The 14,933-nt window shown below is 61.1% G+C and carries 13 protein-coding genes; 8 read left to right on the top strand and 5 right to left on the bottom strand.

The annotated features are described in order from the left end of the window. Nucleotides 1–37: 37 nt before the first annotated feature. The 5 genes from E0L37_RS05220 to E0L37_RS05200 all read right to left on the bottom strand — a co-directional run bounded on the left by E0L37_RS05220 (nucleotide 38) and on the right by E0L37_RS05200 (nucleotide 5,789). Complete coding sequence (locus E0L37_RS05220; RefSeq protein WP_133490727.1) at nucleotides 38–1,216, bottom strand: thiolase; 1,179 nt, start codon at nucleotides 1,214–1,216, stop codon at nucleotides 38–40. Then, complete coding sequence (locus tag E0L37_RS05215; protein ID WP_133490726.1) at nucleotides 1,213–1,602, bottom strand: Zn-ribbon domain-containing OB-fold protein; 390 nt, start codon at nucleotides 1,600–1,602, stop codon at nucleotides 1,213–1,215. Before E0L37_RS05215 ends, E0L37_RS05220 begins: the two co-directional genes overlap by 4 nt. 60 nt (nucleotides 1,603–1,662) lie before the next feature. Then, on the bottom strand, nucleotides 1,663–3,360 hold the full coding sequence (locus E0L37_RS05210; RefSeq protein WP_133490725.1) for a long-chain-fatty-acid--CoA ligase: 1,698 nt from the start codon (nucleotides 3,358–3,360) through the stop codon (nucleotides 1,663–1,665). Nucleotides 3,361–3,373: 13 nt separating this feature from the next. Continuing rightward, on the bottom strand, nucleotides 3,374–4,531 hold the full coding sequence (locus E0L37_RS05205) for an acyl-CoA dehydrogenase family protein (RefSeq protein WP_133490724.1): 1,158 nt from the start codon (nucleotides 4,529–4,531) through the stop codon (nucleotides 3,374–3,376). 193 nt (nucleotides 4,532–4,724) lie between these two features. Beyond that, nucleotides 4,725–5,789 (bottom strand): AraC family transcriptional regulator, encoded by a 1,065-nt coding sequence (locus tag E0L37_RS05200; RefSeq protein ID WP_133490723.1) that lies wholly within the window; start codon nucleotides 5,787–5,789, stop codon nucleotides 4,725–4,727. 303 nt (nucleotides 5,790–6,092) lie between these two features. Here E0L37_RS05200 and E0L37_RS05195 point away from each other — a divergent pair, with 303 nt between their 5' ends. The 8 genes from E0L37_RS05195 (at nucleotide 6,093) to E0L37_RS05160 (ending at nucleotide 14,933) form a co-directional block, all read left to right on the top strand. Further along, nucleotides 6,093–6,929 (top strand): MaoC family dehydratase N-terminal domain-containing protein, encoded by an 837-nt coding sequence (locus E0L37_RS05195; RefSeq protein WP_133490722.1) that lies wholly within the window; start codon nucleotides 6,093–6,095, stop codon nucleotides 6,927–6,929. Beyond that, entirely contained in the window at nucleotides 6,929–8,092 is a 1,164-nt protein-coding gene (locus E0L37_RS05190; protein ID WP_205655583.1) for an acyl-CoA dehydrogenase family protein, read from the top strand. Before E0L37_RS05195 ends, E0L37_RS05190 begins: the two co-directional genes overlap by 1 nt. 26 nt (nucleotides 8,093–8,118) lie before the next feature. Further along, on the top strand, nucleotides 8,119–9,471 hold the full coding sequence (locus tag E0L37_RS05185) for an MmgE/PrpD family protein (protein ID WP_133490721.1): 1,353 nt from the start codon (nucleotides 8,119–8,121) through the stop codon (nucleotides 9,469–9,471). A gap of 95 nt (nucleotides 9,472–9,566) precedes the next feature. Beyond that, nucleotides 9,567–10,763 carry a CaiB/BaiF CoA-transferase family protein gene (locus E0L37_RS05180; RefSeq protein WP_133490720.1) on the top strand — a complete coding sequence of 399 codons (1,197 nt, stop codon included), beginning with the start codon at nucleotides 9,567–9,569 and terminating at the stop codon, nucleotides 10,761–10,763. Continuing rightward, nucleotides 10,764–11,585, top strand: a complete 822-nt coding sequence (locus E0L37_RS05175; protein ID WP_133490719.1) for a CoA ester lyase — start codon at nucleotides 10,764–10,766, stop codon at nucleotides 11,583–11,585. Between the two features lie 253 nt (nucleotides 11,586–11,838). Further along, entirely contained in the window at nucleotides 11,839–12,876 is a 1,038-nt protein-coding gene (locus tag E0L37_RS05170) for a phosphotransferase family protein (RefSeq protein ID WP_133490718.1), read from the top strand. A 50-nt stretch (nucleotides 12,877–12,926) separates the two neighbouring features. Then, nucleotides 12,927–13,664 carry an SDR family NAD(P)-dependent oxidoreductase gene (locus E0L37_RS05165; RefSeq protein WP_133490717.1) on the top strand — a complete coding sequence of 246 codons (738 nt, stop codon included), beginning with the start codon at nucleotides 12,927–12,929 and terminating at the stop codon, nucleotides 13,662–13,664. A gap of 54 nt (nucleotides 13,665–13,718) precedes the next feature. Next, nucleotides 13,719–14,933 (top strand): acyl-CoA dehydrogenase family protein, encoded by a 1,215-nt coding sequence (locus tag E0L37_RS05160; protein WP_133490716.1) that lies wholly within the window; start codon nucleotides 13,719–13,721, stop codon nucleotides 14,931–14,933.

Genomic DNA, 14,933 nt, shown 5'->3' with positions numbered 1-14,933 from the left:
CCTCCCGGCGGCGTCGCCGCCCTGAATAAAGGGCGCCTCACAGCGCCTCGGCAGTACCCAGAATGGCGGTGGACTGGCTGGACAGCGTGCCGCCGTTACCGTGCACGATGGCCGTTCGCGCACCGGCCACCTGGCTATCGCCCGCCTTGCCACGCAACTGACGCACGCCCTCGATGGCGGCGAAAATGCCGTACATTCCCGGGTGGCCCCACGACAGACCGCCACCGTTGGTGTTCACCGGCAGGCTGCCGCCAGGGGCGATGTGCCCATCCTCCACGAAGGCCCCGGCCTCTCCTTTGGCACAGAAGCCCAGGTCCTCCAGGAACAACAAGGTGTTGATGGTGAAGGCGTCGTAGAGCTCCGCCACATCGATATCCTTCGGCCCCATTCCCGCCATGGCGTAGGCGTCACGGCCGGACTGCGTGGCGGCGGTAACGGTAAGATCCGCCATGCTGGAGATTTGCCGATTCCACACCGCCGTGCCCTGGCCCAGCACATACACCGGCGGCTGTGGCAGATCGCGGGCGCGATCCGCGCGCACCAACACATAGGCACCGCCGCCATCGGTAACCAGACAAGCGTCACGCACGGTCAACGGGTCGGAAACCATGCGCGAGTTGAGAACCTCTTCCACGGTGAGTGGATCGCGCATGAACGCATCCGGATTCTTCCGCGCCCATTGACGCGCCGACACCGCCACTTGCGCCAATTGACGACGCGTGGTGCCAAACTCATGCATGTGACGGGAAGCCGCCAGCGCGTACGCGGACATCGGCAGCATCGGTTGATAAGGATGCTCGTAAGGCTGCGGGTCCATCAGCAGGCGGGCCTTGCCGATCTCCTTGCGGCTTAATGTGGAGGTGCGCTGGGCGCTGCCGTAGGCCACCAGTACCGCGTCGCATTGACCGGACTCCAGCGCTTGCATCGCCGGCATCAGGTGTGCAATGAAACTGGAACCGCCGACCATCGTTGCGTCAAGGAAACGGGGCCGGATACCCAGATACTCCACCACCGGCATCGACCACATGGTGGAAGAGGCACTGGCGGTACACAGACCGTCAATGTCCTTCATGGTCAGACCGGCATCGGCCACGGCCAGACGCGCGGCCTGGGCCAGCAGCTCCATGTCGGTATAGCCCGGCGCCTCACCGCAACCAAAGGTAGCCACGCCGGCAATGGCGAACTTGCCGCGCAAATGATTCAGATCTCCGCTCATTGGGCCTCTCCTTCCGCCGCGTCGAATACCAACAGACCCGCACCGTCGTTCACCGCCACCCGGGCTTTCACCGTCATACCGATTTTCACTTCATCCGGCGCCGTGTTTTCAATGCGGCTCATCAACCGGACGTTTTCTTCCAGATCAATCAGAGAAACGTTGTAATCGCCACCGGCCTCGGGCTTGCGCCGCACCGTGGTCACCGCGTAGACAGTGCCTTTGCCGCTGGGTTTGAACCACGACAGATCACCGCTGCCGCAACCCGGGCACAATTCACGCGGAAAGAACACCGCGTCACCACAGTCATTACAGCGCTGGATCTCGAAACGTCCCTGATCCAGGGCCGCCTGATAGATGGCCTGTACACCACCTTCTTGGTTAACCATGTTTGCTCTCCTCGTAATTACCGCCAGCCGTCGGCGACAGGGGCCCGGCGAAACAACCGGTCACCCGTTCCCCGCCGCCACCGCATCGCCGCCCTCAAGCAACGACCGCTGTTCATCCTGCAGTTGACGCCAGAGAATCTTGCCAGCGCCTGACTTGGGTAAGGCGTCGACGAATTCCACCCGTCGGGGGGCTTTGTACACCGCCATCTTTTCCCGCGCCCAGTCGATCACCTGCTCTTCGGTGACCTGGCCCCGGTAACGGTCCTTGACGACCAGAATCGCCATGACCACTTCACCGCGACGGCTATCCGGCACGCCGATGACACAGGCCTCCTGAACCGCCGGATGGTCATACATGAAATTTTCCACTTCCGCCGGCCAGACCTTATAGCCGGACACATTGATCATGCGCTTGAGCCGGTCCTTCATGAAGAAGTAACCGTCCTCGTCGATGCAGGCCAGATCGCCGGTACGGAAAAAACGACGCCCATCGCGTTCAACAAAGGCGTCGCGATTGGCCTCGTCGTTGTGCCAATACCCTTCCATGACTTGCGGCCCGCTGGTGATCAATTCACCAACTTCTCCTCGTGGCAGCGGCTCCAGGGTTTCCGGATCGACCACCCGGGACTCCACGCCAAAGGTAGGCACCCCCAGACACTGACGCTTGTTACGGTGCACGGGATTGGCGTGCAGGAACGCGGAAGTTTCGGTCAAACCATAGGATTCATTGAACGCGATGCCGTGGTCTTCCTTCAGGGTGCGCGACACCGCTTCCGGCATCGCCGCACCGCCGCCGAAAATCAGACTCAGGCGCGACAAGTCGTAGTCGGCGATATCCGGCTTGGCGAAAAAGTCGATGATCATCGCCGGCGGCGCGCCCCATACACTGACACCCCAGCGGTCGATCAGCCGCGCCGCCATGTCGCGGTCCCAGCGCGGCAGAATCACCGTGGTGGCCCCGAGCAGAATCGGCATGTTCATGCCGCTTTGCAGCCCCAGCATGTGAAACATCGGCGCCACTGACAGAAACACGGATTCGGCATTGAGCGCGCGCCACAACGACGAAGAATAAATGGCGTATCCCAGAGTACGGTGAGTGTGAATGCAGCCCTTTGGATGACCGGTGGTACCGGAGGTGTAAGGCAGAACACACATCTGGTCGGCGTCGAAGGCCGCCGGCATCGGGGTCTGCTCCGTGGCCAGGGCATCGGCCCAGGTCACCACCGCCGGATCCGTTACTTGTTCCTGCGCCACCGCGATCCAGCCAGGAACCAGCGGATCTTGCGGATCGCTCAGGTAATCCCGGTACTGATGCAGAATCACCCGGGTAACCAGACCGCTGTCCACACAGGGACGCAGATTGCCATAGAGGTCGGCGGCGCAGAACGCCAGACGGGCGCCGCTATTTTCGAAATAGTAGGCCAGTTCCTCGTGGGTGCTCATGGCGTTTACCGGCACCACCGCCGCTCCCAGCGACATCACCGCATAGAAGGCCACGGTGAACTGCGGGCAGTTCTGAGTGTAGAGCAATACGCGATCGCCCTTGGCGACGCCGCACTCCTGTTGCAGATAGCCGGCCATGCGCCGGACATCCCGCTCCAGATCGTGATAGCTCAGCACACCGTTATAAAACACCAGTGCCGGACGCTCGGGGTAACGCTGGGCGGAGATGCGCAGGTTATCCACCAGAGTGGTTCGCGGAGCGCGAATCCGCTCAGGCAACCCCTTCGGGTAGAAGGCCAGATGAGGTGATGTCATCGATCCACTCCCATCATTGATCCATGGAACGGGCGATGATTTCCTTCATGATCTCGTTGGCACCGCCATAGATCTTGCCGACCCGGGCATCGGTGTACATTCGTGAGATCGGGTACTCTTCCATATAGCCGTAGCCGCCGTGCAGCTGCAGGCATTCATCGATGATCTGGCAGTTTAATTGCGTGGTCCACCACTTCGCCATGGCGGCGGTGGGCACGTCCAGCTCTCCACGCAGGACCTTGTGGACACAGTCATCAACGAAACAACGGGCCACCGTTGCCTGGGTCTGACACTCCGCCAATTTGAAGCGGGTGTTTTGCATATCCATAAGACGCTGGCCGAACACCTTGCGATCCTTCACATAAGCCGTGGTCTCATCGATGGCCTTCTGCATGGTGGCCACCGCGCCCACGGCGATGAACATGCGCTCGCGCGGCAGTTGTTCCATCAATTGCACGAAGCCCTTGCCCTCGGCGCCGCCCAGAACATTTTCCGCTGGCACGCGCACGTCATCGAAAAACAACTCAGCGGTGTCCTGCCCTTTCTGGCCGATTTTTTCCAGGATGCGTCCCCGGCGGAAGCCGCTGACTTTTTCCGTCTCCACCATCACCAACGAAATACCCCGGCTGCCCTTTGCCTGCGTGTCGGTTTTCGCCACCACGCAGATCAACTCAGCGTGATAACCGTTGGTGATAAAGGTCTTGGACCCATTGATGACATACTCGTCACCGTCCCGAACCGCGGTGGTGCGTACCGCCTGCAAATCGGAACCGGCTCCCGGCTCGCTCATGGCAATGGCGGCGACTCGTTGTCCACTGGCCAATTGCGGCAGCCATTTCTTGCGCTGCTCCTCGGTGCCGTAGTTGAGAATATAGTGAGAGACAATGCCGCTGTGCACGCTGATGCTGAAGCTGCTCACCTGGGCGCGAGCCTGCTCCATGCAAATAACCGCCTCATGAGCAAAAGTGCCACCACCACCGCCGTACTCGGAAGGAATGCTGGCGCACAGCAAACCCAGCTCTCCGAGCTTCGGCCAGACCTCACGATCCGGATGGCGCTGCTTGCGCCATTTTTCCTCCTGGGGAATGAATTCACGCTCGAAGATTTTCCGCACGGAATCCTGAAAAATGGTCAGATCGTCATCGATCCAGGCGGACTGCCACTGTGTCATTGATATTCTCCTCGGCAGGGGGCGGCGCGCATGTCACCGAAAAACCGTCTTGCCGTTGGCTGTTTTTGTTGTGCTCAGAATGCCCAACGGTCGCGACACGACCAATGGCCATCACCATCAAAACCATTGGCCATTTCGTTCCCCTGAATGCTCACACAAGGGCTCCGGCGATGGATTTGGCCAAGTCTTTTCATCATTGCATGTTCAGATAGGGGCGGGCCGCTCTCAGCCGGGTATAGCGGTACTCTCCCGGCGGCAGGCCAGTCCATTTCTTGAACGCGCGATGAAAGGTGCTGAGCTCGGAAAATCCCAATTTGGATGCCACGTCCACCAGATTCAGATCCGGACGCGACAGATACTCGATCGCCGCGTCACAACGCAGGTTGTCCTTCAGTCCCTGATAGCACTGCCCTTCATCACGCAGGCGCCGGCGCACCGTTTGTGGTGTCATCCCCAGCACCGACCCGACCTCTTCCAAGGTTGGCAATCCGGAACTCAGATGGCGCCGAAGCAAACGCCGGATCCGCTCACTACAAGAGGTTTCGTCCCTATAACGCACCAGCAAATTGGCCGGCGCCTGGCGCAGGAACGAGGTCAGACTCAGGCGGTTCTGCACCACCGGTAATTCCAGCCAGCGCGATTCGAAAGTAAAGCCGAAGCAGTTGTCGTTGGCTTTCAGGGGCGCATCGAAGATCAGATGAATACGATTGCTTTTGCCATCACCCATGTCCTGGTAGCTGACCTGTTGCAAGGGAATCCGGCGTGCCGCCAGCCAGGAAGACACGCCCCAGGTGAAGAACATGAACATCCGTTTGGCGTAACTGAGGCAGCCCGGTTCGCCGGCCTGGTCGCGGACGCAGACGTGAGCGGTTTCACCTTTCACCACCAGTCGCGGCACGAAGTCCTTCAGCAGCAGGTGATAGAATGTGAAACCACGCCGCAGCGCATCCCCCAGGGTCTCGCACTGAATCAGGTCCTGACACATGTGGGCGAAAGCGCCCAACGGGACCGGATGGCTGCACAGGCCGAAAAACTCATCACGAAGATCCCGCCGCAGCAGATACATCAATCGCGCGTACTGGTCCTGGGACACCCGGGACAAGGGTGATTTCAGCAAACGCACCGGGATCCCCGCGCGTTGCATCACCGGCTCCGGGTCCAGGCCGTGTCGGCACGCGCCCGCCAGCATTTGCTCCACATGATGAATGGAAATGGTATGACTGGTGGTCATCGCCGAGCCGTCAAACCGGATATTCATCACTGTCCTCCGCGGTGGAACCAGACCGGGCCGGTCCACCATTGGTATTTGTTGTTAGCGCCTGCCTTGCTTGGCCGAATCCGACACTGACGGGGAGCCGCCGGCGCGTCTCTGTACTTTTCCGCCAAACCCGCCGTGATCAGGAAACGGCAAGCTCGCTTTTCTGTTGCGTGATCAATGTATACTGTATACCGTATACAAAATCAAATCGGTTCCACCGCCCAATGCGCTCCCGTCACAGGACCCGCAGGCGGTTCGATTTCTTTTTATATGCCTGTTCATACCTATATGCGGAGCCTGCGCATGGCCTTGGATAACGCGAACAATTGGCTGGGCAAGGAGCAGGTCCAGGACGATAGCCTGGATCTTCACGCTCTCGCCCGGGTCACCGCCACACTTGGCGGTACTACCCTGAATACCGGAGATCCCCTTCCCTGTCTGTGGCAATGGGCGTTCTTTCAACCGGTTTCCGGCATGGACACTCTGGGGCCCGACGGCCATCCCCTCCCCGGCGATTTCCTGCCGCCGATTCGTGACTGCCAACGCATGTGGGCCGGCGGAGAAGTGCGTTTCAACAACCCGCTGCGTGCCGGTGTGCCGGCACAACGACACAGCCGAATCGAGGACATCAAGGAAAAGCACGGCCGCAGTGGTTCACTGACCTTCATCACCGTACGGCACCGCTACCTTCAGGACGGTGAGGAGAAAGTGAGCGAACGGCAGGACATTGTTTACCGTGAACCGGTCCCGCTGAAAGCCTCCAGCGGCGAGCCGATGCCGGAACTGCAGTGGGCCGAGACCATTGAGCCGGAAGCCACCCTGCTGTTCCGCTATTCCGCGGTGACGTTCAATTCCCACCGCATCCATTACGACTGGCCCTACACCACCGGTGAGGAGGGTTATCCAGGGTTGGTGGTTCATGGCCCCCTGATCGCCACGCTGGTAATGCGCGCGTTTCATCAGGCCAACCCGGACAAGATCGCCAGGGTATTCCGCTACCGGGGCATGCGCCCGTTGATCGCCCCCGAACCCTTTCAGGTCGGCGGTGTTATTGAGTCCCCCGGGGTTGCCCGGGTCATGGCCGGCAACGAACAGGGCCAGGCCCATGCCGGTGAAGTTGAGTTCGAGGAGATCGGTTAATGATTCAGTACGATAAAGAAGCCCTGGACGCCATTCGTGATGGTGTACGCGGCCTGTGCGCCGGGTTCGACGACGCCTATTGGCGTGGCGTCGATGAACGCCAGGATTTTCCAGAGGAGTTCGTCACCGCGCTGACCCAGGCCGGATGGCTGGCGGCGATGATTCCGGAGGAGTATGGCGGTTCCGGCCTGGGTCTGGCGGAAGCCTCGGTGATTCTGGAAGAAGTAAATCGCTGCGGCGGCAACTCCGGCACCGTGCATGGTCAGATGTACAACATGTTCACGCTGCTGCGTAACGGTTCCGCCGAACAGAAAGATCATTATCTGCCGCGCATCGCCTGCGGCGAGCTGCGCCTGCAATCCATGGGCGTCACCGAACCGACCACCGGCACCGACACCACCAAGATCAAAACCACCGCTGTGCGCAAGGGCGATCGCTACGTGATCAATGGTCAGAAGGTGTGGATATCCCGCATCCAGCATTCCGACCTGATGATCCTGCTGGCACGCACCACTCCACTGGATCAGGTAAAGAAGAAAACCGACGGCATGTCCATCTTCCTGGTGGACTTGCATCAGGCCATCGGCAATGGCATGACGGTTCAACCGATCGCCAACATGGTGCATCACGTTACCAATGAGCTGTTCTTCGACAATCTGGAAATTCCCGCTGACGCCTTGATCGGTGAGGAAGGCAAAGGGTTCCGCTACATTCTTGATGGCCTCAATGCCGAGCGCACGTTGATCGCCGCCGAGTGCATCGGCGACGGCCGCTGGTTCATCGACAAGGCCAGCCGCTATGCCCGCGACCGGGAAGTGTTCGGTCGCCCGATCGGCAAAAACCAGGGCATTCAATTCCCGATCGCCGAAGCGCACATCGAAGTGGAAGCCGCCGACCTGATGCGCTGGCGGGCCTGCGAGCAATACGATTCCGGCCTCAACGCCGGCGCCGCCGCCAACATGGCCAAATACCTGGCCGCCAAGGCGTCCTGGGAAGCCGCCAACGTGTGCTTGCAAACCCATGGCGGCTTCGGCTTCGCCTGCGAATACGACGTGGAGCGGAAGTTCCGTGAAACCCGCCTGTATCAGGTGGCGCCGATTTCCACCAACCTGATTCTCTCTTACGTGGCCGAGCATCTGCTCGAACTGCCGCGCTCATTCTAAACACACGGTCTTTGCAAGGAGCGAACATGAGCGACGCAACCCGGGCCCTGGCCTCGTTTCTCGCCGAACTACGCTATGAGGATCTGCCGGAAGCGGTGGTGGCCCGCGCCGAGGATCTGTTCCTCGACTGGCTCGCGTCCCTGATCGCTGGCGGCGGTCAGCATCCGATCCCTCTGTTCGCCGGTTATGCGCGGCGCATGGGGCCTGCTTCCGGTCTTGCCCAGAACCTGGTGGACGGCACCGACACTTCCGCGTACTTCGCCGCGCTGGTCAACGGCGCCGCGTCTCATGTGGTGGAACAGGATGATCTGCACAACAGTTCGGTACTGCACCCGGCCACCGTGGTGTTCCCCGCCGCCCTGGCCATGGCTCAGGAACAGGGCAAAAGCGGCCGCGACCTGATCGTTGCCTCGGTGGCCGGCTACGAGGCAGGCATTCGCATCGGCGAATTCCTGGGGCGCTCCCACTACCGTATTTTCCATACCACCGGCACCGTCGGCACACTGGCGGCGGCGGTGGCCGCCGGAAAAATTCTGGAACTGGACCAGGACGGGTTCATCAATCTTCTCGGCAGCGCGGGCACCCAGGCCTCGGGCCTATGGGAATTCCTGCGCGACGCCGCCGACTCCAAACAACTGCACACCGCCAAGGCAGCGGCGGACGGCGTGCTGGCCGCCTGTCTCACCGCCGACGGGCTGACCGGAGCACGCAATATCCTTGAAGGCGATCAGGGGCTTGCCGCCGGCTTTTCCCGGGATGCCGATGCCCGTTTTCTCAATGACCGCCTCGGAGAGCGCTGGGCGCTGGCGGAAACCTCGTTCAAGTTCCACGCCTCCTGCCGCCATACTCACCCGGCGGCGGATGCCCTGCTGGCGGTGATGCGGGAACACGATCTCAAGGCGAACGACATCGAATCCGTCACCGCCCGGGTACACCAGGGCGCCATCGATGTGCTCGGCCGCGTGGACGTTCCCGCCACCATCCACCAGGCCAAGTTTTCCATGGGAACGGTGCTTGGCCTGATTGCGTTGCACGGCCACGCCGGGCTTACGGAGTTCCACCGGATTCCGCTGGACGATGCCGCGGTCGCAGCCTTTCGTGACAAGGTCACGATGCAGTTGGATGCGGAAGTGGATGGGGCCTATCCGGCGCGCTGGCTCGGCCGGGTGGATGTGGTCACCCGGGATGGCCGCACCCTGCATGGCAGTATCGATGAGCCCAAAGGCGACCCTGGCAACACCCTCAGCCGGCCGGAACTGGAAGATAAATTCCGCCGACTGGCGCGTTTCGCCGGTGGCCTTTCCGAGGACGCCATGGGCGCCGCCATCGAACGGGTCTGGACGCTGCACGACGCCGACAGCGTTACCCCTTTGATCTGAACCATGAGGATGCGGAATACACGCCGCATCCCGAGGCAGCTGGCCGGCTTCGCCAGAGCCAGCGCCCATTGCAGCTAGCTGTAGGAGCAACAAGAATGAGTATTGCCGCTTCTCCCCGGCCCCTGGACGGTATCACCGTGGTCAGTCTGGAACATGCCATCGCCGCGCCATTCTGCACCCGCCAACTGGCGGACATGGGCGCACGGGTGATCAAAGTGGAGCGTCCCGGCGTCGGTGATTTTGCCCGTGGCTATGATGAGCGGGTCCATGGTCTGGCTTCCCACTTTGTCTGGACCAACCGTTCCAAGGAAAGCCTCACGCTGGACCTGAAGCACGATACCGCCACGCCGGTATTGGAGCGCCTGCTTGAGCAGGCCGACGTCCTGGTGCAGAACCTGGCTCCCGGCGCCGCCGCCCGCCTTGGCCTGTCGTTCGAAGCACTCCATGAGCGCTTCCCCAAACTGATCGTCTGCGACATCTCTGGTTACGGTGAAGGCGGCCCTTACCAGGATAAAAAAGCCTACGATCTTTTGATCCAGAGCGAGGGCGGTTTTCTGTCCGTCACCGGCACCCCGGACGACATGGCCAAGGCCGGTTGTTCCATCGCCGACATTTCCGCCGGTATGTACGCTTACACTCATATTCTCAACGCCCTGCTGCTGCGTCAGAACACCGGTAAGGGCAGTCGCATCGACGTTTCCATGTTGGAGAGCCTGGTGGAATGGATGAACTATCCGCTCTACTACGCCTTCGAAGGCGCTGAACCACCGCCGCGCACCGGCGCCGCCCACGCCACCATCTACCCTTATGGTCCATTCGACACTGGCGATGGTGGCACCGTGATGCTGGGGCTGCAGAATGAACGAGAATGGCGAGTATTCTGCGAGCAGGTCCTGCTGCAAACGGAACTGGCCGACGATGAACGTTTCGCTTCCAACTCTCAGCGAGTGCATAACCGGGCCGCGCTGAAATCGCTGATCCTCGGGGTGTTCGCGGAACTGGACGCGGAGGAAGTAATCCGCCGCCTGGACCAGGCCCGCATCGCCAACGCCCACGTCAACGACATGCACGGCGTCTGGCATCATCCGCAACTGGCCGCCCGACAACGCTGGACCGAGATCGGCAGTCCCAAGGGGCCCTTGCCGGCATTGCTTCCTCCCGGAGCCAGCAATGCATTCCAGCCGCGTATGGACGCCGTCCCGGACCTGGGCGAACACAGCGCGGCCATCCTCACCGAACTCGGTTACGGTGACGCCGATATTCAACAGTTCCAACAAACGGGAGTGATTTGAATGGCCTCGAGAGCGTCCCGCGATGCCCGCACCATGCTGTTCGTGCCCGCCACCCGCCTTGAGCGGGTGGCCAAAGCTCAGGCCAGCGGCGCGGACCTGGTGATCATCGATCTTGAAGACGCCGTGGCGGAAACGGATAAAGCCGAGGCACGCCGCGCCCTGGCCGATTTCCTCGAACATGCCTCGGCCCCCTTGTTCGTGCGTACGAACGGCGCCGGTACGGACCACTTCGAGGCGGATCTTGCCCTGTGTTCCCACGCCGACGCGGTAACGGGAATCATGCTGCCGAAAGCCGAAAACGCCGAGGATGTTCAGCGCGCCCGCCTTGACGGCAAAGCACTGTGGCCGTTGGTGGAGAGCGTGCGCGGCGTGAGCAACATTCCAAGCATCGCCACCTGCGACGGCATTGAACGTCTCACTTTCGGCGCCCTGGATCTGAGTCTGGATCTGGGTGCCGAAGCCGGCAGCGACGGCGCTGTCACCGTCCTGGACCAATGCCGCGCGCAGCTGATTCTACACAGCCGCCTTAATCGTCTTGCCGGCCCGGTTGAAAGCGTGGAGCCGGATTTCCGCAACACGGAAAAGGTCGCGGCGGTGGCGCTGCGGGCGGCACAAATGGGGTTCACCGGGATGCTTTGCATCCATCCCGGGCAGATCGAACCGGTACGGCGGGCGTTTTCTCCCACCGATGAACAACTGGCATGGGCCCGCCGGGTGGTGAACGGCGTCGCCGAGCACGGCGCCACCTTCCAGTTGGACGGGCAGATGGTGGATGAACCGGTGATTCAACGGGCCCGCCGCTTGATCGCCGCTGCGGAATAAAATCATCAAGGCGTCCGATCTGTGGGAGCTTGTTTGCAAGCGAATCTTGGGGCCCGGAAGCCCATTCGCTTGCAAGCAAGCTCCCACAGCGGCGTTGTAGTGACCTCCGAAGTTTATTTCTCCTCTTCACCAGTTCCCTCCCGCCAGAACAACAGCTTCGTCGCTTCCGACGATGCCGCCCCCTACCGAGACACTGCTACTCTGTTGACTCTTAACCGGGCTGACTCATAACCAGAACAGCGGTGGGTGCGGAATGAAGGACTGGCAATCGCTCGTCGATCTGCGGGCACTGAACACCTGGATGGAACGGCAAGGTCTGGGCAAAGGCGAGATCGAGAATCCGCAACCGCTGGCCGGCGGCACCCAGAACTTACTGCTACGCTTCCAACGCGACGGCAACGACTATGTGCTGCGCCGCCCTCCCCGTCATTTGCGTGCCAACTCCAACGACACCATGCGCCGGGAAATGCGCCTGCTCGCGGCCCTGGCCGACACCAAGGTGCCTCATCCGCGCCTGCTGGCGGCCTGCCCCGAGGAAGACGTCATCGGCGTTGCGTTCTATTTGATGGAACCCATCGACGGTTTTAACGCCACCTGCGACTTTCCGGAATCCCACGGTGCCAGCGCCGATTGGGTTCACCGCATGGGGCTGTCCCTGGTGGAAGGGATTACCGCGCTCGGCGCGGTGGACTATGAACAGGTGGGATTAACCGGTTTCGGCAAGCCCGAAGGCTTTCTCGAACGCCAGGTACCGCGTTGGCGCGCGCAACTGGAGAGCTATCGGGCGTTTGCGGAATGGCCAGGCCCCGGTGGCATTCCCGGCGTGGATCGCGTTGCCCAATGGCTTGAGCATCATCGACCCGCCACTTTCGAACCGGGCATCCTTCATGGTGACTACCATCTGGCCAACGTGCTGTATCGCCACGATTCGCCGGAACTGGCCGCCATCGTCGATTGGGAACTGACCACCATCGGCGACCCGCTTATGGATCTGGGCTGGCTGCTGGCCACCACGCCGGATCATCTGGATCTGCGGATCAATCAGGAAAACGATCCACTGGGCAAGGCTTTTCCCGATCGCGAAACCATGATCGATCACTATCGGGTCCACAGTGATCGCGACCTTGGTCATATTGAATGGTATGGCGTACTGGCCTGCTACAAGCTCGGTCTGATTCTGGAAGGCACCTACGCCCGCGCCTGCGCCGGCAAGGCACCGGTGGAAACCGGCGAGCGTCTGCACGCCCGCACCATAACGCTGTTCGAACGCGCCCTCGGCTGGATCGCCTGACTCTCACCTGACCCGGAAACCCGGTTTCCAGACGCATTAAGGAGCATGATATGAACGACCTGGATTTCAGCGGCAAAACCGTTCTGGTGGTGGGCGGCTCCAGCGGCATTGGTAATGGTATAGCCCAGGCGTTCCGCCAGCGCGGCGCCGACGTTCACATCTGGGGCAGCCGGGCCAACGCCAGCGATTATTCCAGTGACGAAGGGTCCGACCTCAGCGGTTTGAGTTACGCGCGGGTGGACGTCTCCGATATGGACGCCATCGAACAGCACCGCGCCGGATTTTCAAGACTGGACGTGCTGATTCAATGCCAGGGCACGGTGGTCTATCGCCGTGGCGAATTCGAGCGGGCTGGCTGGGATAAAGTGATCGCGGTCAATCTCGACAGCCTGCGCGCCTGTGCCGTGAAGTTTCACCCGCTGCTTCAGGAAAGCCGTGGAAGCATGATTGTGGTCAGCTCCACCGCCGCCTTCCACGCCACCCGGGGTAACCCCGCCTATAACGCGTCCAAGGCCGGCGCCGTGGCACTGGTGCGCACATTGGGGGAAGCCTGGGCTTCGGACGGCATTTCCGTGAATGGCATCGCGCCGGGTCTGGTGGCCACCAAACTGACCACCGTGACCACCGAAAATCCCAAGCGTCTGGAGGCCTCCCTGGCCAACATTCCCGCCGGTCGCCTCGGTACTCCGGCGGACATGGCCGGCGCCGCGTTGTTTCTGGCTTCGCCTCTGGCCGACTACATTCGCGGCCAGACCCTGGTGGTGGACGGCGGGCTGATCCTGTCCTGACGAACGGGACCCGCTTTTCCCAATGGCTTTTCCCGAAAAAAAAGGGCGTTTCTTATGAATTTCGACCACTCCGAACAAACCCTGGAATTGCTGGCGCGATTGCAACGCTTCATGGACACCCATATCGCTCCGCGGGAACAAGAGCAGCATGACTGGGTCACCGACCCCGCCAGGGTCTGGCAACCCTGGCCCGGTCTCGAAGAGCTGAAGGAAAAAGCGCGTTCCGAAGGTCTTTGGAATCTGTTCCTGCCAAGGGAGTACGGTGATCTCAGCCCCGGACTCAGTAATCTGGAATACGCGCCGCTGTGCGAAATCATGGGGCGAATCCCCTGGTCCGCCGAGGTGTTCAATTGTTCCGCTCCAGATACCGGCAATATGGAAGTGCTGGCCAAATACGGCAACGCCGAACAACAAGAGCAATGGCTCAAGCCGCTGATGAACGGAGAAATTCGTTCCGCCTATCTGATGACGGAGCCGCAGGTGGCCTCCTCCGACGCCACCAACATCGAAACCGAGATCAAGGCCGATGGTGATGACTACATCATCAACGGCCGCAAGTGGTGGATCTCCGGCATCATGGATCCGCGCTGTAAAGTGCTGCTGTTGATGGGTAAAACAGACCCCAACGCCCCCCGCCACCAACAACAATCCACCGTGATCATTCCCCGTGACACGCCGGGAATTCACATCGTCCGGAATCTGACGGTGTTCGGCAGTCTCAATTCACCAGGCGGTGAAGCGGAGCTGCGCCTGGAGAATGTGCGCATTCCCAAACGCAATCTGATTCTGGGCGAAGGGCGTGGCTTCGAAATCGCCCAGGGCCGGCTCGGCCCGGGCCGCATTCATCACTGTATGCGCTCCATCGGCCAGGCTCAGCGCAGCCTCGAAATCATGGCCCGCCGGGTGGAGAACCGCGTGGCGTTCGGGCGTAAACTGTCCGAGCAAAGCAGTATTCGCCAGGACATCGCCCGTTCATTCTGTGATATCGAGCAGGCCCGGCTGCTGACACTCAAAGCCGCCGACCGCATGGACAAGTACGGCAACAAGGACGCCAAGGATCTGATCGCGGCAATCAAGGTGGTCGCGCCACAGATGGCGCAGAATGTGACCGACCGCGCCATCCAGGCCCACGGCGGCATGGGGGTCAGCGACGACACTCCGATCGCGCACTTCTTTACTCTGAATCGCTTCGTGCGCATCGCCGACGGCCCCGATGAGGTGCACATGTCGCAACTGGGAAAAATGAAGATTCAGGAATACAACGATTAA

This window comes from Alcanivorax sp. 24 (assembly GCF_004360225.1).
Lineage (GTDB): Bacteria > Pseudomonadota > Gammaproteobacteria > Pseudomonadales > Alcanivoracaceae > Alloalcanivorax > Alloalcanivorax xiamenensis.
Note: the sequence above shows the minus strand (reverse complement) of the source record. Positions and strands in the feature narration are given on the sequence as shown.